The following is a 22,762-nucleotide window of genomic DNA, read 5'->3' as shown; positions in this document are numbered from 1 at the left end:
CTGTGGGAGTGAGCCTGCTCGCGATAGCCACACCGCGATTTAACAGATACACCGCAGCGATCCCAATCGCGAGCAGGCTCACTCCTACAGAAAAGCTATCAGGTAGCTTTAAACAGCTTCGAGCTTCGCGTAGCCCAACATCAGCCACTTGCTGCCTTCGCTGAAGTTCACCTGCACCCGAGCCTGAGCCCCGGCGCCTTCGAAGTTCAGGATCACGCCGTCGCCGAACACCGAATGCCGTACGGCCTGGCCGAGGCTGAACCCGGTGTCCGGGATTTCGCTACCGCCAAACAGGCTGCTGGAGCTCTGCTGCTGACCACCGCCGAACGGACGGCTGACGCTGTTGGACAGCCGCACTTCCTGGATCAGGCCTTTCGGCACTTCACGTACGAAACGCGACACCTTGTTGTAAGTCTCGCTGCCGTACAGGCGTCGGGTTTCAGCATAGGTCATCACCAGGTTCTGCATCGCCCGGGTGATACCGACGTAGGCCAAACGGCGCTCCTCTTCAAGACGACCCGGTTCTTCAAGGCTCATCTTGTGCGGGAACAGGCCTTCTTCCATGCCCACCAGGAACACATAAGGGAATTCCAGACCCTTGGCGCTGTGCAAGGTCATCAACTGAATGCTGTCTTCGTGCTCGTCAGCCTGAGTGTCCCCGGCCTCCAGCGACGCATGACCGAGGAACGCCGCCAATGGCGTCAGGTCTTCGTCTTCTTCAGCGTTTTCGAAGTTGCGCGCGGCGCTGACCAATTCCTCAAGGTTTTCTACCCGGGCCTGGCCTTTCTCGCCTTTTTCCGCTTCGTGGTAGGCGATCAGCCCCGACTGCTCGATGACGGTCTGGGTCATCAGATGCAGCGGCATCTCCATGCACTTGGCGGCGAGGTTCTCGATCAGCTCAATAAATGCGCCCAGCGCGCCGGCCGCGCGACCGGTCAGGCCTTTGTTAGCCACCAGCAGGCGCATGGCTTCCCACATCGACACATCGCTGTGACGGGCGTGGTCGCGGATCGCTTCAACGGTTTTCTCACCGATACCACGGGCCGGAACGTTGATCACCCGCTCCAGCGCTGCATCGTTGCCACGACCTTCCAGCAAGCGCAGGTAGGCCATGGCGTTTTTGATTTCTGCCCGTTCGAAGAAGCGCTGACCGCCATAGATGCGGTACGGAATACGCTCACGCAGCAAAGCTTCTTCCAAAACGCGTGATTGGGCGTTGGAGCGGTACAAAATCGCGATATCACTGCGGGCCAAGCCGGTTTTCAGCGCGCTTTCGATGGTTTCTACCACGTAACGTGCTTCATCGTGTTCGTTGAACGCGGCGTACAGATTGATCGCTTCGCCTTCGCCGCCGTCGGTCCACAGCTCTTTGCCCATGCGTCCGGTGTTATTGGCGATCAGGGCGTTGGCCGCTTTGAGGATGCCGGCGGTGGAGCGGTAGTTCTGCTCCAGACGAATGGTTTCAGCATCCGGGAAATCATCGGAGTACTGATAGATGTTCTCGATTTTCGCGCCGCGCCAGCCGTAGATCGACTGATCGTCGTCGCCGACCACCATCAGGCTGTCGCCGCCCTTGGCCAGCAGACGCAACCAGGCGTACTGCACGGCGTTGGTGTCTTGGAACTCGTCCACCAAAATGTGCCGGAAGCGTTTCTGATAGTGCGCCAGCAGGCCCGGATGATCGCGCCATAGATCGAGGGCGCGCAGCAGCAATTCGGAGAAGTCGATCACGCCAGCGCGCAGGCACGCCGCCTCATAGGCTTCATAAATGCTGCGCATGGTCGCCAGGAACAGATCGCCGCTGGCTTGAATGTGTTGCGGACGCAGACCTTCGTCTTTCTGCCCGTTGATGAACCACTGGGCCTGACGGGCCGGCCAGCGTTGCTCGTCCAGACCCAGCTCGCGGATCACCCGCTTGACCAGTCGTTGCTGGTCGTCGCTGTCGAGAATCTGGAAAGTCTGGCTCAGGCCGGCTTCCTGCCAGTGCGCCCGCAACAAGCGGTGCGCCAGGCCGTGGAAGGTGCCGACCCACATGCCGGCCGGGTTGATACCCATCAGCTGCTCGATGCGATGACGCATCTCGGCAGCGGCCTTATTGGTGAAGGTCACCGACAGGATGGAGTGGGGCGAGGCGTTTTCGACCTGGATCAACCAGGCGATACGGTGCACCAGCACTCGGGTTTTACCGGAACCAGCACCGGCCAGGACCAACTGACGACCCACGCGGGCAGCTACGGCCTGGCGTTGGGCATCGTTGAGGGAGTTCAGCAGAAGGGAGAGATCATCGCGCATCGGGGCATTCTAGGGTGCGCCGTCACACCGGGCAAACCGAGCTTTGCATTAGCCGATGAAAGAAGCACGGATGACGACCGGTCGGTCACTGGCTGCAGGCGTTGGCGGGGTTCGCTCCAAGGCTTTTCAGCGGGTCAGGGGTGCTGCAGTTTTTGTCGATTTTATGATCTGGAGCAGTTTGGTCCGGGCATTTGCTTGTGTATGCTCCTTCGACGTTTCGGGCTCATGCTCACCATTATAAGAACAAGAACATTGCCTATGACCCTCAGCACCGACCTGTCGGGCCCCGTTGTGGAGCCCCGGGTTATCCGCAAACAGTACGCCATGGAAATGGCGGTCGAACGCACGCGTCTGCTTTATCAGGGCTCATTGCTGCCCACATTATTCATGTTGATCAATGGTCTGGTCTGCGCTGGCTTGCTTTGGAGTCCGCAGCGTTACTTCCTGGTGAGCGTCTGGCTGGTGTGGCTGTTGTCGCTGGTGGCGTTGCGGGTGATTCAAGTCGCGGCCTTCGATTCGGCGATACCCAACCGTCAGGCCCATCCGATCTGGCGCCGCATGTTTTTGCTGGGTTCGGCCATGACCGGTCTGACCCTGGCCGGCGCCGGCATTGCGCTGGTACCCGCCGATAACTTCATGCAACAAGCCTGGGTGTTCGGCCTGATCGGTGCCGCAGCGCTTTCGGCCAGCGTTGCCTACGCGGTCAGTCTTCCGGCGTTCCTGTCCTTTACCTTGCCCTGTTTGTTGCCGGCCATCGGCTATCTGTTCTGGGGCGGCGATGAACAGAGTCAGGGCTGGGGCTGGTTTGGTCTGATTTTGCTCGGCGCGTTGAGTGTGGTCGCCTGGCAGGTCAATCGGCTCATCGATAGTGGATTGTTGCGGCGCTTCCAGAATCAGGCATTGATCGAGCATTTGCAGCAAGCTCAAAGCTGCAGCGACCAGCTCAATCAAAAGCTGGCCAAGGAAATCGACCAGCGCCGTCGTGCTGAAGACGAGCTGCGGCAAATTCAGATCGAGCTGGAAAGCCGTGTTGCCCAGCGCAGCCTGGAGCTGGACGCTGCCAACCAGGCCCTGAGCAAGAGTGAAGCGCGTCTCGCCCTGGCGTTGAAGGCCAGTGAGCTCGGGTTGTGGGACTGGAACCTGCAAACCGACGAAGTCCATCACACCCAGCTTCAGGAGCTGTTCGGCCTGGAGCCGGAACTCGTGACGGCGATGCTTCGCCACCTCAAGCCGCGCCTGCACCCTGATGACTTGCCGTCGCTCAAGCGTGCGCTGGTCGAGCATCTGAAGGGCCGCAGCGAGGATTACCAGATTGAGTACCGCGTGCGCCACGGCGATGGCCATTGGGTCTGGATCGAGGACCGCGGTCGAGCGGTTGAGCGCGGCGAAAATGGCCGGGTGATCCGCATGGTCGGCACCCGTCGCGACATCAGCGTCAGCAAGGCTCTGGAAGAGCAACGGCAACTGGCCGCGACGGTGTTCGAAGCCGCCAGCGAAGGCATCGTGATTTTCGATCCGGATTACGCGCTGATCGCGGTCAATCAGGCCTTCAGCCGAGTCACTGGCTATGACATTGAAGACATGATCGGACGCAACGTGGTCGAGTTGCCGTGCAGCCGGGATGCCCGCCGGCACTACACGGCGATTCATCAGGCGCTGGAGCAGCACGGCAGTTGGCAGGGCGAGCTGGTAGAAACCCGCAAGAATGGCGAGTTGTATCCGCAGTGGTTGCAACTGAACGCTGTGCGCGATGCTCGGGGAAATGTGAGCCATATCGTGGGCTTCTTCGCCGATCTATCGGCTCGGCGCGAATCTGAAGAGCGCATGCGTTACCTGACGCATTACGACGAATTAACGGGCCTGGCCAACCGTTCTCTGTTCCGCGAACGGCTAAGCGAAGCTCATCAGCGGGTGCGCCAGGGCGGCTACCGCAGTCTGGCGTTGCTGCACATCAATCTGGATCGCTTCAAGCTGCTCAACGACAGCCTTGGCCATGAAATCGCCGACCAGCTCTTGCAGAAAATGGCCCGGCGGTTGGTCAATGCGTTGCCTGAGGCGGATACCATCGCTCGCTTATCCGGCGATGAGTTTGCCGTGTTGTTCAATGCCTACGGCAACCTGTCGAGCCTGGCGCGGGTGGCGACCCGACTGTCGACCAAGCTGCGCTTGCCGATCACTGTCGAGGGCCATGAACTGGTGGTTAGCGCGTCCATGGGCATCAGTATGTTGCCGGACAACGCGCGAGAAATTTCCGCGCTGGTCCATCAGTCAAATATGGCCATGCAGCACGCCAAGCACTTGGGCGGAAATAACTTCCAGTTCTACACCGACAGCCTGCAAGCCAGCACGCTGGAGCGCTTGCAGCTGGAAAATCAGCTGCGCAAGGCTATCGAAGAGAAACAGTTGATGGTGTTTTATCAACCGAAGCTGTGCCTCGCCACGGGTCGGTTGAATGCCGCCGAAGCGCTGGTGCGCTGGGATCACCCGACCATGGGCCGTGTGCCGCCTGGGGACTTCATCGGTCTGGCCGAGGAAACCGGGTTGATCGGCCCGATCGGCGAGTTCGTGTTGCGTCAGGCCTGCTGGCAAGCCTGTGAGTGGCAGCGTCAGGGGCTTGAACCGATTCGAGTGTCGGTCAATCTGTCGGTGCATCAATTGCGTCAGGGCAAACTGGTCAGCCTGGTGCGTCAGGTGCTGGAGGAAACCGGTCTGGCGCCGCACTACCTCGAGCTGGAACTCACCGAAAGTCAGTTGCTGGACAGCGTCGAGCACATCATCGCGACCTTCCAGCAATTGCGTGATTTGGGGGTGAAGCTGGCCATCGACGATTTCGGCACTGGCTATTCGTCTCTTAGCTATCTCAAGCGCATTCCCGTGGACTACGTGAAAATCGATCAGGCATTTATCCGCGGTCTGGGGGAGAGCAGTGAGGATGCTGCGATCACCCGGGCGATCATTGCCATGGCGCACGGCTTGTCGCTCAAAGTGGTGGCTGAGGGTGTGGAGCGGGCAGAGCAGTTGGCGTTTTTGAAAGCCGAGCACTGCGATGAAGTGCAGGGCTATTTGATTAGCCGCCCGGTCGAAGCCGATGGCCTGGCTGCACTTTTACGTCAGGACGCAAACTCCCTGTAGCAGCTGCCGAAGGCTGCGTTCGGCGGCGCAGCCGTCGTAAAACCTGAGAACCGGATTATCCGGTAACCGTGTAACGCCCTTTCACGACGGCTGCGCCGCCGAACGCAGCCTTCGGCAGCTGCTACAGGGTCTCGGGGGCTACATGGAGCGCATGTGGCGTGAAATGGGGACATCGAGTTACGCATTGAGCAGGCAAAAAGCCGATTCATGTAGTATAACTACAAGCGTGCTACATCCCCGGCACCTGCCAATAACAAAGAGTCCAGCCCTTTGAATCTGCTGCAACACATCGCCCAGTCACGCCACCTCTTACGCAAGTCGGAGCTCAAGGTCGCCGACCACGTGCTGCTTGATCCTGCGGCGGTGATGCACAGCTCCATGGCCGACCTGGCCCACAACGTGGGCATCAGCGAACCGACCATCGTGCGCTTCTGCCGCGCCATCGGTTGCTCCGGTTTCCAGGACTTGAAGCTGAAGCTGGCACAGAGCCTGGCTGCTGGCGCGAGCTTCGGGCAATTCGCGATTCATGAAGACGATTCGGTCGCTGACTACAGCCTGAAAATCTTCGACACCACCCTGCACACGCTGATGGAGGTTCGCGAGAAGCTTGATCCGGTGGAGTTGCAGCGTGCTGTGTCGCTCATGTCTCAGGCTCAGCGGGTCGAGTTCTATGGCTTTGGTGCGTCGGGTGCAGTGGCGGCCGATGCCCAGCACAAGTTCTTCCGTTTGTTGCTGACGGCGGCGGCGTATTCCGACCCGCACATGCAGGCGATGTCGGCGGTCACGTTGAAACCGACCGACGTGGCGATCTGTATTTCCCAGTCCGGGCGTTCCAAAGATTTGTTGATCACCGCCAACCTGGTGCGCGAAAGCGGCGCTTCGCTGATTACCTTGTGCCCGAGCCAGACACCGCTGGCCGAACTGTCGACCGTCAACCTGGCGATCGATGTGCACGAAGACACTGAGATCTATACGCCGCTGACCTCGCGCATCGCTCACCTGGTGGTGATCGACGTGTTGGCGATGGGCGTGGCCATGGCGCGCGGGCCGAGCCTGGTCAATCACCTCAAGAGCGTCAAGCGCAGCCTGCGCAGCTTGCGGCTGTCACCTAAATCGGTAAAAGCGCTGGACGATTGATTCTGCTGGAAGGTCGTTCCGACCTTATCGCGAGCAAGCTCGCTCCCACAGGTTCTGTGGTGTGCGCACAATTTGTGCAACACCGCTGATCAAATGTGGGAGCGAGCTTGCTCGCGATGGCATCCTGGAAAGCGCCGAAAATTCACATCTCTGTAACCCGCCCGCCGCCAAACCGTCATCCCTCGCGCCTATCTTGAAACTCCCGTAATCGCCTTGGGAGACTCGAAATGGCCCAGCCCTACGAAGAACGCAACAGCGCCGCCAGAACCCGTCGTCAGCAGGAAGACCAGCGTCGCATGGAATTTCGCCGCGCTATCGAAGATCGCTGCGAACGTCGCCAACTGCTGGCCGAGATCGGTGATTTCCCTGAGCTGGAGCTCAACTACTGGCAGGCGGCACCGGCAACTTCCCGTCGAAACGCTCAACCAGCACGCTGATCTGCACCCGCTCGCTGCGAATAAACGCAAGGAACGCGTGCGCCACCGGTGACAGTCGTTTCGCCTTGGCTTGCACCAGGCACCAGCTGCGGTACAGCGGCAGCTCTTCGACCGGCAACTCGATCAATCCGCCGGTCGCCAACTCAAGGTTCAGGGCGTGACGCGTCAACAGCGCCACGCCCAGACCCGCCAGCACACATTCACGCTGGGCTTCGGCTGACGAGACTTCCTGGGTCTGGTTGAAGTGCACGCGCTTCTCTTTGAAATATTCTTCGCAAGCCAGCCGCGTCCCGGAGCCGGATTCGCGCATCAGCAGTGTGTAGGGTTCAAGATCCTGCAAACGCAGCGGGCCCATGTGGCACAGCGGATGATCCGGTGGCGCCACGGCAACGATCGGGTTGTTGAGGAATGGCAAGAACTCCAGCCCCATATCCTGCGGCACCATGGACATGATCACCAGGTCGTCGCGGTTGTCCGACAGTCGTCGAATGACCTGCCCGCGATTGACCACCGTCAGTTGCAGGTTCACTTCCGGATGTTGGCGCTTGAACGCGGCAAACAGGTGTGGCACGAAATACTTGGCGCTGGATTCCACCGCCAGTTTCAGCTGTCCTTGCAGCGATCCCTGCATGTCTGAAAGCTGCATGTCGAGGTTTTCCAGGCGTCCGAAAATGTCCCGGCTGGCGCGTTGAAGGGCTTCGGCCGCCTCGGTCATGTAGAGCTTTTTGCCGACGTAATCGAACAAAGGCTGACCAATCAGCTCTTCAAGTTGACGAATCTGTAGGCTCACGGCAGGTTGTGTGAGAGACATTTCATCGGCTGCGCGGCTGTAGGACCGCAAATCACAGACTTCATTAAAGATCTGCAATTGACGCAATGTCATACGCATCAAGGACTTACGCATTATCTAAGGACTCTGGTCGCAGGCTGATGAGCCAACTATAAGTCTTTGCTTATGCCTGACCCAATTATTATTCATTTTTGTTAATCCCTTGTGGGGGCTAGTGTGGGGCTGCGACTGAATTGAAACATTTGGTCACGCGTCGACCTGGTCTAGCAGGTCGTGGGTACCACCGGCTCAAGGGAACCTCCAAGTGATAAAAAAGATCCTGATCGCCAACCGTGGTGAGATTGCCGTACGAATCGTACGTGCCTGCGCCGAGATGGGCATTCGCTCGGTCGCGATCTATTCCGACGCCGACCGCCATGCGCTGCATGTGAAGCGTGCGGACGAGGCCCACAGCATCGGTGCCGAGCCACTGGCCGGCTACCTGAATGCGCGCAAGCTGGTGAATCTGGCGGTAGAAACCGGTTGCGATGCGCTGCACCCCGGCTACGGTTTCCTCTCGGAAAACGCTGAACTGGCGGATATCTGCGCCGAGCGCGGCATCAAGTTCATCGGTCCATCGGCTGAAGTGATTCGCCGCATGGGCGACAAGACTGAAGCCCGTCGCAGCATGATCAAGGCTGGCGTACCCGTCACCCCGGGGACCGAAGGCAACGTCGCGGATATCGCGGAAGCCTTGATCGAAGGCGACCGCATCGGTTATCCGGTGATGCTCAAGGCGACTTCCGGTGGTGGTGGTCGTGGTATCCGTCGCTGCGACAGCCGGGAAGAACTTGAACAAGCATTCCCGCGGGTCATTTCCGAAGCCACCAAGGCCTTTGGTTCCGCGGAAGTGTTCCTGGAAAAATGCATCGTCAATCCAAAACACATCGAAGCGCAGATCCTCGGCGACAGCTTTGGCAACGTGGTGCATTTGTTCGAGCGTGACTGCTCGATCCAGCGTCGCAACCAGAAGCTCATCGAGATCGCCCCGAGCCCGCAACTGACCCCTGAGCAGCGCGCCTACATCGGCGACCTGTCGGTGCGCGCAGCCAAGGCCGTGGGTTACGAGAACGCTGGCACCGTGGAGTTCCTGCTCGCCGAGGGCGAGGTGTACTTCATGGAGATGAACACCCGGGTGCAGGTGGAACACACCATCACCGAAGAAATCACCGGCATCGACATCGTTCGCGAGCAGATTCGCATCGCGTCAGGCCTCCCGCTTTCGGTGAAACAGGAAGACATCCAGCACCGCGGTTTCGCGCTGCAATTCCGGATCAACGCCGAAGACCCGAAAAACAACTTCCTGCCGAGCTTCGGCAAGATCACCCGGTACTACGCCCCCGGCGGCCCCGGCGTGCGCACCGACACGGCGATCTACACCGGTTACACCATTCCACCGTTCTACGACTCCATGTGCCTGAAACTGGTGGTCTGGGCGCTGACCTGGGAAGAGGCGATGGACCGTGGCTTGCGTGCCCTCGACGACATGCGTCTGCAAGGGGTCAAGACCACCGCCGCGTACTACCAGGAAATCCTGCGTAATCCGGAATTCCGTAGCGGCCAGTTCAACACCAGCTTCGTTGAAAGCCACCCTGAACTGACCAACTACTCGATCAAGCGCAAACCCGAAGAGCTGGCCCTGGCCATCGCCGCCGCCATCGCCGCCCACGCAGGCCTGTGAGGAATAGAACAATGAGCAAACAAATCTACGTTACCGACACAATCCTGCGCGACGCCCACCAATCGCTGCTCGCGACCCGCATGCGCACCGAAGACATGCTGCCGATCTGCGACAAGCTCGACAAAGTCGGCTACTGGTCGCTGGAAGTCTGGGGCGGCGCGACTTTCGACGCCTGCGTACGCTTTCTGAAAGAAGACCCGTGGGAGCGTCTGCGCCAGCTGCGCGCGGCGTTGCCTAACACTCGCCTGCAAATGCTCCTGCGTGGCCAGAACCTGCTGGGCTACCGCCACTACAGCGACGACGTGGTCAAAGCCTTCGTCGCCAAGGCTGCGGTCAACGGCATCGACGTGTTCCGCATCTTCGACGCCATGAACGACGTGCGTAACCTGCGAGTGGCCATCGAAGCGGTGAAAGCCGCCGGCAAACACGCTCAAGGCACCATCGCTTACACCACCAGCCCGGTGCACACCATCGAGGCGTTCGTGGCGCAAGCCAAGCAGATGGAAGCCATGGGTTGCGACTCGGTGGCGATCAAGGACATGGCTGGCCTGCTGACTCCTTACGCTACCGGCGAACTGGTCAAGGCGTTGAAATCCGAGCAATCGCTGCCAGTGTTCATTCACTCGCACGACACCGCTGGTTTGGCCGCGATGTGCCAACTCAAGGCCATCGAAAACGGTGCCGACCACATCGATACCGCGATCTCCAGCTTCGCCTGGGGCACCAGCCACCCGGGCACCGAGTCGATGGTTGCCGCCCTTAAAGGCAGCGAGTTCGACACCGGCCTGAACCTGGAACTGCTGCAAGAGATCGGTCTGTACTTCTACGCCGTGCGCAAGAAGTACCACCAGTTCGAAAGCGAGTTCACCGCCGTCGATACCCGCGTTCAAGTCAACCAGGTACCGGGCGGGATGATTTCCAACCTGGCCAACCAGTTGAAAGAGCAGGGCGCCCTGAACCGCATGAGCGAAGTGCTGGCCGAAATCCCGCGCGTTCGTGAAGACCTCGGCTTCCCGCCGCTGGTGACCCCGACCTCGCAGATCGTCGGCACCCAGGCGTTCTTCAACGTGCTGGCCGGCGAGCGCTACAAGACCATCACCAACGAAGTGAAGCTTTACCTGCAAGGCGGCTATGGCAAAGCGCCGGGCACCGTGAACGAAAAACTGCGTCGCCAGGCCATCGGCAGCGAAGAAGTGATCGACGTGCGTCCGGCCGATCTGCTCAAGCCGGAAATGACCAAACTGCGTGCCGAAATCGGTAACGTGGCCAAGTCTGAAGAAGACGTGCTGACCTACGCCATGTTCCCGGACATCGGCCGCAAGTTCCTCGAAGAACGCGCCGCCGGCACCCTGACGCCTGAAGTGCTGCTGCCGATTCCTGAAGCCGGCGGCGTGACCTCGGCCGGTGGCGAAGGCGTGCCGACCGAGTTCGTCATCGACGTCCACGGCGAAACCTACCGCGTCGACATCACCGGTGTCGGCGTCAAGGCTGAAGGCAAGCGTCACTTCTACCTGTCTATCGACGGCATGCCGGAAGAAGTGGTGTTCGAACCGCTCAACGAATTCGTCAGCGGCGGCAGCAGCAAGCGCAAGCAAGCCACTGCACCGGGCCACGTCAGCACCACCATGCCGGGCAACATCGTCGACGTGCTGGTCAAGGAAGGCGACACCGTGAAAGCCGGCCAGGCCGTGCTGATCACCGAAGCGATGAAGATGGAAACCGAAGTGCAGGCGGCCATCGCCGGCAAAGTCACCGCCATCCACGTGGCCAAGGGCGACCGGGTGAACCCGGGCGAAATCCTGATCGAGATCGAAGGCTGAGTTAACAGCCTCGATACACCGCTTTAAACCTCGGGGGGGCATGTGCTCCCCTTTTTTTCGCCCCGAATTTGTGGCCGTTAGAAACGCATTCGCCACTGACCCGTCACGCCGTGGTTTCGGCTGTCGGTGCCGATCTCGCCGGTGAGACCGACGCCCAGGGTGTGTTTTGCTGACAATCCAAGGTCCAGCCCAGCATCGACCAGCAGACTGTCACGATCCAGCGGCGCGCCAGAAACGGTGAAGTTTTTTCCGCCCGTCACTAATCGTTGGCGGGTATCGCTGTAGACGTCCCCGTAAGTGTGTTTCCAGCCAGCACTGAACCGCGGCGTCAGTCGCATGCCGTTATCCAGCGTGTTGAGCTTCGCCAGCCGCAGGCCGAATGTACTGTTCAAATTGTTCTGCGTTTGGCCGTGTACCTTCAGTGCCGCTGCGCCACCTTTTTCCGTGTAAGTGTCGCGCTGATAGCGTTGGTAGCCCAGGCTGGCAAACGGTTCGATGCTGACGTTCGCCTGGCCCAGGTTGTAACCCAATTCCGCAAAGGCCTGCTGGGTGTTGGCATCGTAACGGCCTTCGGGGCGGTCACTGAAACCTTTGAAGGCAACCCGGCGTTTAGTGCTGCCGTCGTGGTTGCTATAGGTCGCGCCCAGGCGCAGCGACATTGGTCCGTTTTGACGCAGGGCATAAGCTCCCACATGCCAGCTGTCGAGATCGCCGTCGAGTCCACGGCTGTCCAGGCGCGTTTCGGATTTACCGCTCATTACACCGATGCGCCATTCCTCATCAATTCCCCAATCTGCACCCAAAACCAGGCCTTGGGTGGAGTGTTTCAGCGCGTCGTAGTCGCGATCCAGCGTCCCGCCGTGACCCAATGCTTGAAGCCAGACTCGGCCATTGTCTTCGCTGCCGGCGGCCAGGCGTGGTGCATTTCGCTTGGTGGATTTGCTGTAGCTACTGGCGCTGTCCAGCTGACGCATGGCCGAGAGCATGGTCGCGCTGATTGGGCTGTCACTGTTCAGGGTCGCTTTCGCAAGGTTGGCGTTGTTGCCGCCGGCCAGCTGTTCGATGGCAACAGATGCCGTCTGTTTGTCAGCGCTGAGCAGGGCTGCGACAGCAGCGTTTGTGGGGCTGGATGCCTTTGGCACTGTGGCGACGGAATGGGCAGCTGGGGGGGGCGTCGAGGCTGTGACTGGCTGGTCGGTGGTGGTTGGAGTTGCGGCAGTGACGGGCTGGTCGGTGGTGGGTGGAGTTGCGGCAGTGACGGGCTGGTCGGTGGTAGGTGGTATTGCGGCTATCGAAGGTTTTTCAGCGGTGGTTGTCGGTGTGGAGACCGGAACGGATATGTCGGCAGGTGGATTCGGGGCTTCAGCGACGGAGGGTGCTTGAGGTATGTCCTTCGGCTCTTCAATGCTTTGGGCGACTTCCTTCCCGTTATCCGTGGTTGCGACAGCATCCAACGGCACATCGTTACGGACGAGGATCAGGCCGACACTCTTGTCTTGGTAGTCGAGATTGGGCGTTAAAAAGGCAAGGTTGTTGAGGACTTTCCCAAACTCCCCTTCGACTTTATCGGCAAAAAGGATTTTGTTTTCGCTGATTAGCGAGTAGTCACCCGGTGCTGCAACGATGTTCAGTGTGGCGCCGCCAAGGCTGGCGGTGCCACCGACCAATATCGTTTCACTTTTGCGGTCGGCATTGACCTCGTAAGTTAGCTCGGCAGTTTTGGAGAGATTCAAGTCACCTTTAACTTTCGGTGCGCCGTGCAAACTGTCGACAGAAAGTTTTCCGTTTACCTTCAGGGAACCCGTTAAACCGTTGCCCGCGAAAGCACCTTTTTCATGGATAACGACGTCGCCTTCGATAGTCCCCGGGTTGTTCAGGGAGCCTCCTGATTGCACGGTCGCTCCGCCGCCAATCTTTCCGTTGTTGACAAGCGTTCCTTGGGTCAACGCCCCACCCTGGATATGCCCATTATTTATTAGCGTTGCCTTTGAACGTATCAAGACACCAGTATTGAAATCACCGGAACCATTCATGGTCCAAGTGCTTCGTTTGAGCTCCAGGCCTTCAAAACGACGGCTCTCGCCTAACGTGCCACCGCTCGCGGTATCAAGTTGCAGGAAGTTGACACCGTCACCACCGTCGATAAATCCGGAAAGGACTCCGCGGCCAGACACAATGACCAGATCATCTCCATCGCCGAATGTCCGATCAGTACCATCCGCTGCTTTGTTGATGGGAATCTTGTTGGTGGTGGGGGCATTTGTAAATGCGTCCAGCGCCGCTATGAGCTGCTCCGGCGTTGCACCCGAAGGAATGGTGTCATCGATGGATACTTGCTGGGCAAGCGAAATTTCAGCGCCACCCAGCGCAAGCGCAACGGCCAGCGCCAGGTGTTTTGGTCGGTATTTATGTTGAACGGACATTGAATTCGGCCTCTGTTGATAGGAGGCCAAACTCTAAGAGGGAGGCTATAGGTGCCGATGTCAGCTGCTTCCCGCAGGTTTGCGGGGGTTGTCAGAAGGTTGTGTAGAAAATTGCCGGCCCCCTGAGGAAGGCTGTTTTTACCCGTTCGGGCTGACGCTTTTTCTTACAGCAAATCAAGACACGGTCGGCTATCGCAAACTCGGAAACTCATCTGCCACTGACTGGGCAACCCAGACTCCGTCTGTTGCTGCCGATACTAGTATTGGTTCGAATCTGCATTATTTTGCGCATTTTCTACATTAGGTTGAATTCATCTGCATTTTAATGCGTATTGATACAGTGTTTGGTGATAATAAATGCACTATATTGCAGTTAAAGTACGCGCTAGCTTCTGAGAGATGCATTTAAACGCAGGTGATGACGATATGTACGACCTGACTTTACAGATCTTTACCTCCGGGAATTGGCACGACGCCATGGTCTTAAGCTTTGACAGCCCTGAAAAAGGTTTCGAAAGTCGATGCAACTTTGGCTACGAAACCCCCTATCTCGTCGAAAACATTGAGGGTATTGGAACACCCTTTGCCAAAGCCGTAAGTGCCAGGTTTCCTTTGGACTGGGAGGGTAAGCGATCCAACGCGCCAGCATTTCTGCATGACATCGCACCTGCCGGTGCCGCCAAGAAATTTCTGCTGACACACATAGGTCGTGACAAGCCTGCTGACGTCAGTGTCGACCTTTATTTACTGGCCAGAAGCACTCCGGCACCGATTGGCAATATGCGCATAAAGGAATCCGCCGAGGCAGTAGATCAGCGCGAGCCTATAGGGTTTAAACGCCAAGACGTCATTAGTCGTGATAACCGGTTTCTCGAATATGCCTATGAGCAGGGCGCTGCAATTGGTGGAGCAACGGGGGCAGGTGGCGAGGCGCCAAAACTTTTGTTAGCTGAGTGTAAGGGCGCAGATCTATACCCCGATGCAGTATTGGACGATGCAGACGTTACCCAGCACTGGTTCGTGAAGTTCTCTCGCAATAAAGGAACCCGGAACGATCAGGACATTCTTAGAAGCGAGTACCACTACTACAAGGCACTACAAAAACTAGGCATCGAAACGGTGGCAGAAAAGGGCTTGGCCTTGGAGGAGGCGACCAAACCTAGCTTGTGGATGCAGCGTTTTGATCGGCAAGTGACCCCTCAGGGTGTCGAGCGTTTTGCCGTGGAGTCGATCTACTCTCTGGCGCAAATCACCACGCCCGGTAGCCCGATGGACCACATGGAAGTTATCCGGCTGCTTGCGGGGCTATGGCGTGATGCGGGGCAGGCGGACCAAATCCCGAATCTCGTTGCTGACTATCTGCGTCGGGATCTGCTCAATAAAATCCTCGGCAACTCAGATAACCACGGGCGCAATACCGCAATCATCCGCGATACGGCCTCGTTTCGCCTGGCACCGATCTATGACTTGGCGCCAATGGTGATGGACGACGAAGGCGTGACAAGAACCACCAAGTGGCCGAAAGAGTTGGAGAGGGCTGGGGACGTAAATTGGCGTGGTGTGTGCCAGGCATTGGCCGACATCGCTGATCCGAATGATCCGCTGGCAGCGCTAATTGATTTGCCGGGTTCTTTTGAACGCCTGCGCGAGGATGCCAAACACCTATTGGCACTCCCGGACATTCTGACTGACAGCGGATTGCCCGACGCCACAATGAATCACCCGCGAATTGCATTGAAAAATCTGGAGCAGCGTTTGAAAGAGTGGGACCTGAAATGAGCATGACGGTTGCCGAGCGCACATTGCTCATAGAAAGCATTCAAGAGGCGCTGGCCCAAGGCACTCTTGAGATTGGTGAGGCAGTCCGTCGCTTGCGGGTGGAAGTCACAGGCCTGCACCAGACCCAGTTTGCAAAGATGTGCAAAGTCTCGGTGCGCACGCTGGTGCATATCGAACATGGAGAAGGCAATCAGACGCTGAAATCGTTGAATTCGGTGTTCCGACCGTTTGGATTGAAGATGGGCGTAGTTCGGATTCGGCGCGATTTCAGCTGAAACTGCACGGACCAATGTGGGAGCGAGCTTGCTCGCGATGGCGACACAGCAGTCAACCAAGTATTGAATTCGTCACTTCATTCGGTGCTTGGTGTAGGACCGCTCTGAGATAAGGGGACCGGGTTTTACATCGAATGAGGGCTCGCCTATAGTTCGCCCGTCGCCGACGAATCGGTGATCGATCTTAGCCGGTCGAACAAAGAGTGCACGGGCGCCCCCTGAAAGGAGGCGCTTTTTGCTGCCTATGTTTTTATGCCTATGGCGGCTGTGCGTGGGACACCTTCGGGTGTGCCGGAGTTCTCTTTGTCCGGTCGGCTAACCCGCGTACAGCTGTCACCTAAATTTGCTTAGCCGCGAACGGTGGGAGCTCTTCACTCAGAGAGAAATCCCCATGTCCAAATATCACCCGCTCCAAGGCAACTTCAGCGTCGGCCCGACGTTGTACATCGACACCGAAGCCCGTGCTTCCGACCTTCTTGAAACTGCCACCCATCGAATCAAAGCCGCACGAAATCTGCTCAACAGCGTCACATGTCTGTGCGTGAAGGATGCGGAAGGTCATGACTTGGAACACTTTGCCAACGCTGCGCATATGTTGATCCAGGATGGCTGTGACGCCTTGGATGCGTTGGGCTGGAAGCTGGATAAAACCACACGTTAAAGATTAAAAGATCGCAGCCTTCGGCAGCTCCTACATGGGATTTGCGTACATTCGAAGGCTGCGAACTTTTCGCTAGCTACGGCTCAAATACGCCTTCCCATAATGCCGCTCCATCCGCGCCTGAATCAGCTCCAACCCAATCGACATCACCCAATAAATCACCGCCGCCGTCGTCAGCATCTCGATGTAGCGATAGCTCGAGCGCCCATACGATTGCGCCAGAAACATCACCTCCCAAACCCCCATCACCGAGATCAGGGACGAGTCTTTGAGCATCGAGATGAATTGGTTGGTGGTCGGCGGGATGATGGTGCGCATGGCCTGGGGCAGGGTGACGCGCCAGAAGATCACGGTTTCGCGCATGCCGAGGGCCAGGGATGCTTCGCGTTGGCCGTGAGGGACGCCGAGGATGCCGGCGCGGAAGATTTCGCTGAGGTACGCGCCGTAGTTGAGCGACAGGGCAATGATGCCAGCGGCGATGGCGCCGGGCACGATGCCGAGTTGTGGCAGGCCGAGGTAGATCAGCAGGATCTGGATCAGTAGCGGTGTGCCACGAAAGAACGAGGCATAGAAGCTCGCAATGCCGAAGGCCACGGCGCTTTTCGACAGCCGTGCCAGGGCGGTGATGAAGCCCAGCAGCGAGGAGGTCACGATCGAGCACAGGCACAGAAACAGCGTCAGCGCTGCGCCTTGCAGGAAGCCGTTGGGCGCCAGGTGCAGACCGATCAGGTTCGGCAGTTTGTCGAGGATGATCGAGAACTTCAGGTCGAAGCTCAGGAAGAAGCTGGCGAACAACCCGAGCATCGCTGCCCAGGTCAGGTACAGCCGCGTGCGGAAACCGAAGATCCGTTGCAACAGCGACTCAGCCACCGGTTGTGGCGGCTGAGGAGGTTTGGGGAAAGAAGTCATTTGCTGATGTCGGCGCCGATCCATTTCTGCGAGAGCTTGCTCAGGGTGCCGTCCTGTTTCAGCTGAGCGAAGACATCACGCACTTTGGCGTTCCACTGGGCGTCGCCTTTTTCAATGGCCACCGAGTTCGGCTCCGAGTACAGCGGCTCGCCGGCGAGCTTGAAGCGCTTGTCTTCGGTCAGGCGCGGTTGGGCGGTGACAAGGTTGGTGAGGATCGCATCCAGTCGAACGCCGGCACCCAGGCCGAGGTCCTGGAACGCCACGTTGTCAGTGTCATACGGCGCGATCTGCACGTCCTCGAACGGGTACTGCAATTGAGTGTCTTCGGCGCCTTCGATCACCAGGTTCTTGTTCAGGTAGCTTTCGTAGCTGGAGGCGCTGGTGAGGCCGACTTTCTTGCCGCTCAGGTCTTTGGCGCTGTGGATGCTGTTGTCCTTGGCGTTGACCACGATCACCGCTGGCGAGGCGTAGTACTCGACCGGGAAGTCGAAGACTTCGGCGCGGGCCTTGCTCGGGGTCATGGAGCAGATGCAGATGTCGTAACGCCCACTCCAGCGGCCGGCGGCGATCACGTCCCAGGACGGGGTTTCCAGGCGCAGTTTGACGCCCAGTTTGTCTGCCACGGCCTTGGCCACTTCGACGTCGAAGCCATCGAGTTGGTTCTGGTCATTGAGGAACGAGAAGGGTGGATAGCTTTCCATCAACACGCCGACCAGTTCTTTCTTTTTTTCTACGCGATCCAGCGTGGCCCCGCCAAAGGCTTGGGTGGAGGCAGCCAGAATCGTCAGGCCCAGGGCCAGGAGTGGTTGGAATTTCACAGTCGATCCCTGATAAAAAAGAGGTTGTTATTAACCGGATGGTGCGTATTAAATAGTTATAAGAACGACTCTGATAGTGAGTTATTTTCATAAGCTTATGAGTGAAAAGCATATGGGCGCAGCAAGCACAGTAATTCTGGATGGCGGCATGGGTCGTGAGTTGCAACGCCGAGGCGCACCGTTCAGACAGCCCGAGTGGTCGGCGCTGGCCTTGAGCGAAGCGCCGCAAGCGGTAGAGGCGGTGCACACGGCTTATATCGAAAGCGGTGCGAACGTGATCACCAGCAACAGTTACGCGGTGGTTCCGTTTCACATTGGCGAAGAGCGTTTTGCAGCAGAAGGGCAGGCGCTCGCGGCGTTGGCCGGTGAGCTGGCTCGGCGCGCGGTAGAGGCTTCGGGCAAAGCGGTGCGTGTGGCCGGTTCATTGCCGCCGCTGTTTGGGTCCTATCGTCCGGACCTTTTCGACGCTGCTCGGGCGGCCGAATTATTGGCGCCGCTGGTGACGGGGCTGACACCTCATGTCGATCTGTGGCTGGCAGAAACCCAGAGTTCGATCGCTGAAGCGCGAGCGATCCATGCCGGTCTGCCAACAGACGGCAAGCCGTTCTGGCTGTCGTTTACCCTGAAGGATGAGGACACGGACGAAGTGCCGCGCTTGCGTTCGGGTGAGCCTGTGGCCGACGCCGCAGCAGTGGCGGCTGAGCTGGGCGTCGAGACGTTGCTGTTCAACTGCAGCCAGCCGGAAGTGATCGGTGCTGCGATTGATGCGGCGCGGGAAACCTTCGAGCGTTTGGGGGTGAAGATTCACATCGGCGCGTACGCCAATGCTTTCCCGCCGCAACCGAAAGAGGCCACGGCCAATGACGGTCTGGACCCGTTGCGTGAAGACCTTGATCCGCCGGGTTACTTGCAGTGGGCGGCGGATTGGAAAGAACGCGGCGCCAGTCATTTGGGTGGTTGCTGCGGGATTGGGCCTGAGCATATTGCGGTGCTTGCCCAGAAATTAGCGTGAAGCCATTCGCGAGCAGGCTCGCTCCCACAGGGATTTTCGGTGAACGCAATATTGGGGATCGCCGCAGATCAATTGTGGGAGTGAGCCTGCTCCGGGCGGCGTTCCGACGATGGCGTCCGTCCAGGCGCGACCGAATCAGGTGCGGCACTCCGCCAACGTTTTCACCTGCCCCGAATCCGTCTGGTTCTCATCGGACAGCCAGCGCTCAAACCCCGCCCCGATCGCCGGCCATTCCGAGTCCAGAATCGAATACCACGCCGTGTCCCGATTCTGACCCTTGACCACCATGTGCTGGCGAAACACGCCCTCAAAACTGAACCCCAGCCGTTCGGCCGCGTATTTGGAGCGGGCATTGCCGTTGTTGCACTTCCACTCCAGACGGCGATAACCCAGCGCAAAGGATTCCTTGGCCAGCAAATAAACCGCCTCGGTGCTTTTCGGCGAGCGCTGCATTGGCGCACCGAAAGTGACATGGCCGATCTCGATCCGACCTTGTGAAGGAACAATCGACATCAAACTGAGGATGCCTTGCACATCGCCGCTGGCACGGTCGATCACGCTGAAGAAATACGGGTCGCTATTGGCCGCATGATTGTTCAGCCAATCGTTGAACGCGCTGCGCTCCGGGAAAGGACCGTATGGCAAATAATCCCAGAGTTTCGGGTCGGCACCCGGGCCTTGCAGGGCTTTCCACAAACCGTCGGCGTGACGCGCCGGGTCGAGTTTTTCCAGGCGGATGAAACGCCCTTCGATGGTTTGAACCGACGGTGCCGGAACGCCTTTCCAGTCGGCGAGTGAAGTCGACATGCTGTTCTCCTTGAACCTTAAATGGCTTTGCGAAACTGGATGAAACCGGGGCGTTCGGCGATGCGCTCGTAGAGCTGGATCGCGGTGGCGTTGGTTTCGTGGGTCAGCCAGTGCACCTTGCAGCAACCGTCCTCTTTGGCGGTGGCATAAACGAATTCGATCAACTGCCGGCCAACGCCAGTGCCACGGGTTTCCGGCGCTACCAGCAAGTCTTGCAGGTAGCAGGAGTTTTCGATGCTCCAGTTCGAACGATGGTAGATGAAATGCACCATGCCCACCGCCTTGCCATCGGCCCAGGCCAGCGCGGCATGGGTCGGTTCGCTCGAGTCGAGCATGCGCTGCCAGGTGCTTTGGGTGACGGCCTCAGGCAGTTCGGTGTTGTAGAAACGCAGGTACGCATGCCACAAAGGCAACCAGGCGGCGTGGTCGTCGGCGGTGACCTGGCGGATGTCGATCTGACTCATGTTCGTTCCTTAACGCATCAAGTGGGCGAGGGCCTGGTCGTGCACATCAGGGCTGGCGGCAAGCCCCTCGCGCACACCGGTGATGTCTGCAGCGTTGCGGTTCTGGCTGAGCTTGCGCTTGCCTTCCAGGCGCTGAATCGGCAAAGCAAAACCGACGATGGCCTTGAGCATCCCGTCAATGTAGTCGGCGGGGGCATCGGCGACTTTCCATGGATTGGCGCGACCCGCTTCATGACGATCAGTCAGCGCGCTGACCAGCGTGCGCAGGCGATCGGCGTCGGTGAACACGTCGGCCGTGCCGTACGCGTGCACGGCGACGTAGTTCCAGGTCGGCACCACTTTGCCGTGCTCGGCCTTGCTCGGGTAAAACCCCGGGCTGACGTAAGCGTCGGCACCGGCAAAAATCACCAGGGCTTCGGCACCGTTCTGCAGTTCCTTCCATTGCGGATTGGCCTTGGCGAAGTGTCCGTAAAGGGTGCCATTCGGTCCCTGGTCCGCACTCAACAGCAGCGGTAAATGGCTGGCTTGCAGACCTTGTTCCCCGTGTGTGACCAACACAGCGAGGCGGGTGCCGAGTATCTGCTGGTGCAGGTCATGCAAATCTTCTATGGCAAAGTTGCTTGGCGTGTACATGGAGATTTTCCTTGGCGAATGCCTGCATCCTAGGCAGGCTAATGGTCTGTTGTAAGAGCCATTAACGAGCAATTTCATAGGTCCATTGCCATGACCAGCGAGCCACTGTCCTTGTCATTCAACCCCGCGGGGATCGAACTCGATCGCCGTCAGGGTTTGAGTCGTCAGCTCTATCAAGCCTTGCGGGTGCGAGTGCTCGACGGTCGTCTGGCCAGCGGTACGCGATTACCCGCCAGTCGCGATCTGGCGGCGGCGTTGTCGATTTCCCGAAACAGCGTGGTCCGGGCCTACGATCAGCTCTACGCCGAGGGCTTTATTGAAGGGCGTGTGGGTGACGGGACGTATGTCGCGCAATTGCCTCAATCAGTGTTGCCGGTGAAAAAACTATCCACAAAAGTATCCACAGGGTTGTCAACAGGGTTACCCACAGCCTTATCCACAAATTGGCTGGATTTACCTGTGGTTTCATCCAGCAAAGTTATCCACAGCGGCGCATTGGGGCGGGTTGAGAGGAACCATTTGGCCCTGCCTCCCGTCGGTCCACCTCGTGCATTTCGCGTGGGTGTTCCGGCTTTTGATCTGTTCCCTTTCGAGGTCTGGGCCAAGCTGAATGCGGCTTTCTGGCGTAAGCCGGATCTCCAGCAGCTGTGTTACGGCGATCCGGCGGGCGATGCGCGATTACGTGGTCTGATTGCCGCGTATTTGCGCAGTTCTCGGGGGATGCAGTGCACGGCTGAGCAAATAGTGATCACCAGTGGCGCGCAGCAGGGGATTAGCCTTTGTGCACAGCTGCTGGTAGAGCCGGGCGATGGCGTGGCGATCGAGAATCCGGGGTATCGGGCGGCGGGTCATGCGTTCGCCGTGGCCGGTGCGCGATTGCATGGGGTGGCGGTGGACAGCGACGGTATCGACTGCACCGAATTGAACGGGCTCAACGATTGTCGATTGGCCTATGTCACGCCGTCGCATCAATACCCGACCGGGGTGGTGATGAGTCTGGCGCGGCGGCTGGAGTTGTTGGCCTGGGCCGAGCGAACCGAGGGTTGGATCGTCGAGGATGATTACGATGGCGAATATCGTTACAGCGGCGCGCCACTGGCACCGCTGGCTGCGCTTGATCGTCACGGGCGGGTGCTCTACGTCGGCACGTTCGGTAAAGTGGCTTTCCCGGCATTGCGCCTGGGCTATCTGGTGCTGCCACCGGCATTGGTGGACGCTTTCGCCCAGCGTCGCGCGGTCGATGTGCGCCACTCCGAGGTGAGCACCCAGGCCGTCATGGCCGAGTTCATGGCGGCCGGGCATTTCCAGCGGCACATCCGCCGCATGCGCCGCGCCGCGTTGAGTCGTCGCAATACGCTTCTGGCCAACTGGCCTTCGGATATCCCAGGGGTGGGCGGCCTGCCGAGTGTGGCGGCAGGGCTGCACCTGACGGTGGCGGTCGACACTCAGGCCCGCGAACGCGAACTGATTGAAGCCGCCGCCAGCGTCGATGTCGAGATCAACGGCCTGAGCAGTTACTGGCTACCGGATTCGACAAACACTGTGGATGAACGCGCCGGGCTGGTGCTGGGCTTTGCGGCGGTGCCCGAGGCGGCGATCAGCGCAGCGCTCGGGCGATTGCAAAAGGCCTGGCGGCCCTGAGATCGAGGACTT

Annotated in this window: 18 protein-coding genes; 10 read left to right on the top strand and 8 right to left on the bottom strand. The window is 58.9% G+C overall.

The window, feature by feature from the left end; genetic code table 11:
- Positions 1-108 precede the first annotated feature (108 nt).
- Positions 109-2,292 (bottom strand): DNA helicase II, encoded by a 2,184-nt coding sequence (gene uvrD / locus AC3IUE_RS32170; protein ID WP_046044969.1) that lies wholly within the window; start codon positions 2,290-2,292, stop codon positions 109-111.
- Positions 2,293-2,550: 258 nt separating this feature from the next.
- On the opposite strand from uvrD, the gene AC3IUE_RS32165 reads away from it, so the two are divergent.
- The 3 genes from AC3IUE_RS32165 (at position 2,551) to AC3IUE_RS32155 (ending at position 6,998) form a co-directional block, all read left to right on the top strand.
- The gene (locus AC3IUE_RS32165) at positions 2,551-5,424 is read left to right on the top strand and encodes an EAL domain-containing protein (protein ID WP_489264746.1); all 2,874 of its coding nucleotides are present in this window, start codon (positions 2,551-2,553) and stop codon (positions 5,422-5,424) included.
- 270 nt (positions 5,425-5,694) lie between these two features.
- Positions 5,695-6,561, top strand: coding sequence for a transcriptional regulator HexR (hexR, locus tag AC3IUE_RS32160; protein ID WP_008156648.1), 867 nt, complete (start codon positions 5,695-5,697; stop codon positions 6,559-6,561).
- A 227-nt stretch (positions 6,562-6,788) separates the two neighbouring features.
- Positions 6,789-6,998 (top strand): PA3496 family putative envelope integrity protein, encoded by a 210-nt coding sequence (locus tag AC3IUE_RS32155; RefSeq protein WP_046044971.1) that lies wholly within the window; start codon positions 6,789-6,791, stop codon positions 6,996-6,998.
- On the opposite strand, the gene AC3IUE_RS32150 is transcribed toward AC3IUE_RS32155, so the two are convergent.
- Positions 6,940-7,902, bottom strand: a complete 963-nt coding sequence (locus tag AC3IUE_RS32150; protein ID WP_046044972.1) for a LysR family transcriptional regulator — start codon at positions 7,900-7,902, stop codon at positions 6,940-6,942. The genes AC3IUE_RS32155 and AC3IUE_RS32150 overlap by 59 nt on opposite strands.
- 190 nt (positions 7,903-8,092) lie before the next feature.
- Between AC3IUE_RS32150 and AC3IUE_RS32145 the strand changes: the two genes are divergently transcribed.
- Together AC3IUE_RS32145 and oadA are read left to right on the top strand one after the other, a co-directional pair.
- Complete coding sequence (locus AC3IUE_RS32145; protein WP_008156643.1) at positions 8,093-9,508, top strand: acetyl-CoA carboxylase biotin carboxylase subunit; 1,416 nt, start codon at positions 8,093-8,095, stop codon at positions 9,506-9,508.
- Between the two features lie 11 nt (positions 9,509-9,519).
- Positions 9,520-11,328, top strand: coding sequence for a sodium-extruding oxaloacetate decarboxylase subunit alpha (gene oadA / locus AC3IUE_RS32140; RefSeq protein ID WP_489264742.1), 1,809 nt, complete (start codon positions 9,520-9,522; stop codon positions 11,326-11,328).
- A 77-nt stretch (positions 11,329-11,405) separates the two neighbouring features.
- Here the strand turns inward: oadA and AC3IUE_RS32135 are convergent, their stop codons facing one another.
- Positions 11,406-13,751, bottom strand: coding sequence for an autotransporter outer membrane beta-barrel domain-containing protein (locus AC3IUE_RS32135; RefSeq protein WP_489264740.1), 2,346 nt, complete (start codon positions 13,749-13,751; stop codon positions 11,406-11,408).
- A gap of 426 nt (positions 13,752-14,177) precedes the next feature.
- Here AC3IUE_RS32135 and AC3IUE_RS32130 point away from each other — a divergent pair, with 426 nt between their 5' ends.
- The 3 genes from AC3IUE_RS32130 to AC3IUE_RS32120 all read left to right on the top strand — a co-directional run bounded on the left by AC3IUE_RS32130 (position 14,178) and on the right by AC3IUE_RS32120 (position 16,466).
- Positions 14,178-15,530, top strand: coding sequence for a HipA domain-containing protein (locus AC3IUE_RS32130; protein ID WP_489264738.1), 1,353 nt, complete (start codon positions 14,178-14,180; stop codon positions 15,528-15,530).
- Complete coding sequence (locus tag AC3IUE_RS32125) at positions 15,527-15,805, top strand: helix-turn-helix domain-containing protein (protein ID WP_095126854.1); 279 nt, start codon at positions 15,527-15,529, stop codon at positions 15,803-15,805. Before AC3IUE_RS32130 ends, AC3IUE_RS32125 begins: the two co-directional genes overlap by 4 nt.
- Before the next feature lie 391 nt (positions 15,806-16,196).
- Positions 16,197-16,466 (top strand): hypothetical protein, encoded by a 270-nt coding sequence (locus tag AC3IUE_RS32120; protein ID WP_046044975.1) that lies wholly within the window; start codon positions 16,197-16,199, stop codon positions 16,464-16,466.
- Between the two features lie 72 nt (positions 16,467-16,538).
- Here the strand turns inward: AC3IUE_RS32120 and AC3IUE_RS32115 are convergent, their stop codons facing one another.
- Together AC3IUE_RS32115 and AC3IUE_RS32110 are read right to left on the bottom strand one after the other, a co-directional pair.
- Positions 16,539-17,375, bottom strand: coding sequence for an amino acid ABC transporter permease (locus tag AC3IUE_RS32115; protein ID WP_046044976.1), 837 nt, complete (start codon positions 17,373-17,375; stop codon positions 16,539-16,541).
- The gene (locus tag AC3IUE_RS32110; RefSeq protein ID WP_489264735.1) at positions 17,372-18,193 is read right to left on the bottom strand and encodes an ABC transporter substrate-binding protein; all 822 of its coding nucleotides are present in this window, start codon (positions 18,191-18,193) and stop codon (positions 17,372-17,374) included. The genes AC3IUE_RS32115 and AC3IUE_RS32110 overlap by 4 nt, the downstream gene beginning before the upstream one ends.
- Positions 18,194-18,305: 112 nt before the next feature.
- Here AC3IUE_RS32110 and AC3IUE_RS32105 point away from each other — a divergent pair, with 112 nt between their 5' ends.
- Complete coding sequence (locus AC3IUE_RS32105; RefSeq protein ID WP_489264733.1) at positions 18,306-19,205, top strand: homocysteine S-methyltransferase family protein; 900 nt, start codon at positions 18,306-18,308, stop codon at positions 19,203-19,205.
- Between the two features lie 135 nt (positions 19,206-19,340).
- On the opposite strand, the gene AC3IUE_RS32100 is transcribed toward AC3IUE_RS32105, so the two are convergent.
- Genes AC3IUE_RS32100 through AC3IUE_RS32090 form a run of 3 tightly spaced genes read right to left on the bottom strand, consistent with a single transcriptional unit; the run spans position 19,341 to position 21,109 of the window.
- Positions 19,341-20,012 carry a GNAT family N-acetyltransferase gene (locus AC3IUE_RS32100; RefSeq protein WP_489264731.1) on the bottom strand — a complete coding sequence of 224 codons (672 nt, stop codon included), beginning with the start codon at positions 20,010-20,012 and terminating at the stop codon, positions 19,341-19,343.
- A gap of 17 nt (positions 20,013-20,029) precedes the next feature.
- Entirely contained in the window at positions 20,030-20,476 is a 447-nt protein-coding gene (locus AC3IUE_RS32095; RefSeq protein ID WP_489264729.1) for a GNAT family N-acetyltransferase, read from the bottom strand.
- A 9-nt stretch (positions 20,477-20,485) separates the two neighbouring features.
- Positions 20,486-21,109 (bottom strand): FMN-binding negative transcriptional regulator, encoded by a 624-nt coding sequence (locus AC3IUE_RS32090; RefSeq protein ID WP_489264727.1) that lies wholly within the window; start codon positions 21,107-21,109, stop codon positions 20,486-20,488.
- Positions 21,110-21,199: 90 nt separating this feature from the next.
- Here AC3IUE_RS32090 and pdxR point away from each other — a divergent pair, with 90 nt between their 5' ends.
- A complete protein-coding gene (pdxR, locus tag AC3IUE_RS32085; protein ID WP_489264725.1) occupies positions 21,200-22,750 on the top strand; it encodes a MocR-like pyridoxine biosynthesis transcription factor PdxR in 1,551 nt (516 codons plus the stop codon).
- Positions 22,751-22,762 lie beyond the last annotated feature (12 nt).

It is taken from the genome of Pseudomonas sp. GL_093 (genome assembly GCF_057837605.1).
Note: the sequence above shows the minus strand (reverse complement) of the source record. Positions and strands in the feature narration are given on the sequence as shown.

Excerpts from the sequence above, each read along its gene's own strand:
- AC3IUE_RS32115 (WP_046044976.1), bottom strand. The coding sequence starts at position 17,375 with ATGACTTCTTTCCCCAAACCTCCTCAGCCGCCACAACCGGTGGCTGAG.
- AC3IUE_RS32120 (WP_046044975.1), top strand. The coding sequence starts at position 16,197 with ATGTCCAAATATCACCCGCTCCAAGGCAACTTCAGCGTCGGCCCGACG.
- oadA (WP_489264742.1), top strand. The coding sequence starts at position 9,520 with ATGAGCAAACAAATCTACGTTACCGACACAATCCTGCGCGACGCCCAC.
- AC3IUE_RS32150 (WP_046044972.1), bottom strand. The coding sequence starts at position 7,902 with ATGCGTAAGTCCTTGATGCGTATGACATTGCGTCAATTGCAGATCTTT.
- AC3IUE_RS32135 (WP_489264740.1), bottom strand. The coding sequence starts at position 13,751 with ATGTCCGTTCAACATAAATACCGACCAAAACACCTGGCGCTGGCCGTT.
- uvrD (WP_046044969.1), bottom strand. The coding sequence starts at position 2,292 with ATGCGCGATGATCTCTCCCTTCTGCTGAACTCCCTCAACGATGCCCAA.
- AC3IUE_RS32155 (WP_046044971.1), top strand. The coding sequence starts at position 6,789 with ATGGCCCAGCCCTACGAAGAACGCAACAGCGCCGCCAGAACCCGTCGT.
- AC3IUE_RS32105 (WP_489264733.1), top strand. The coding sequence starts at position 18,306 with ATGGGCGCAGCAAGCACAGTAATTCTGGATGGCGGCATGGGTCGTGAG.
- AC3IUE_RS32165 (WP_489264746.1), top strand. The coding sequence starts at position 2,551 with ATGACCCTCAGCACCGACCTGTCGGGCCCCGTTGTGGAGCCCCGGGTT.
- AC3IUE_RS32100 (WP_489264731.1), bottom strand. The coding sequence starts at position 20,012 with ATGTCGACTTCACTCGCCGACTGGAAAGGCGTTCCGGCACCGTCGGTT.
- AC3IUE_RS32090 (WP_489264727.1), bottom strand. The coding sequence starts at position 21,109 with ATGTACACGCCAAGCAACTTTGCCATAGAAGATTTGCATGACCTGCAC.
- pdxR (WP_489264725.1), top strand. The coding sequence starts at position 21,200 with ATGACCAGCGAGCCACTGTCCTTGTCATTCAACCCCGCGGGGATCGAA.
- AC3IUE_RS32130 (WP_489264738.1), top strand. The coding sequence starts at position 14,178 with ATGTACGACCTGACTTTACAGATCTTTACCTCCGGGAATTGGCACGAC.
- AC3IUE_RS32125 (WP_095126854.1), top strand. The coding sequence starts at position 15,527 with ATGAGCATGACGGTTGCCGAGCGCACATTGCTCATAGAAAGCATTCAA.
- AC3IUE_RS32095 (WP_489264729.1), bottom strand. The coding sequence starts at position 20,476 with ATGAGTCAGATCGACATCCGCCAGGTCACCGCCGACGACCACGCCGCC.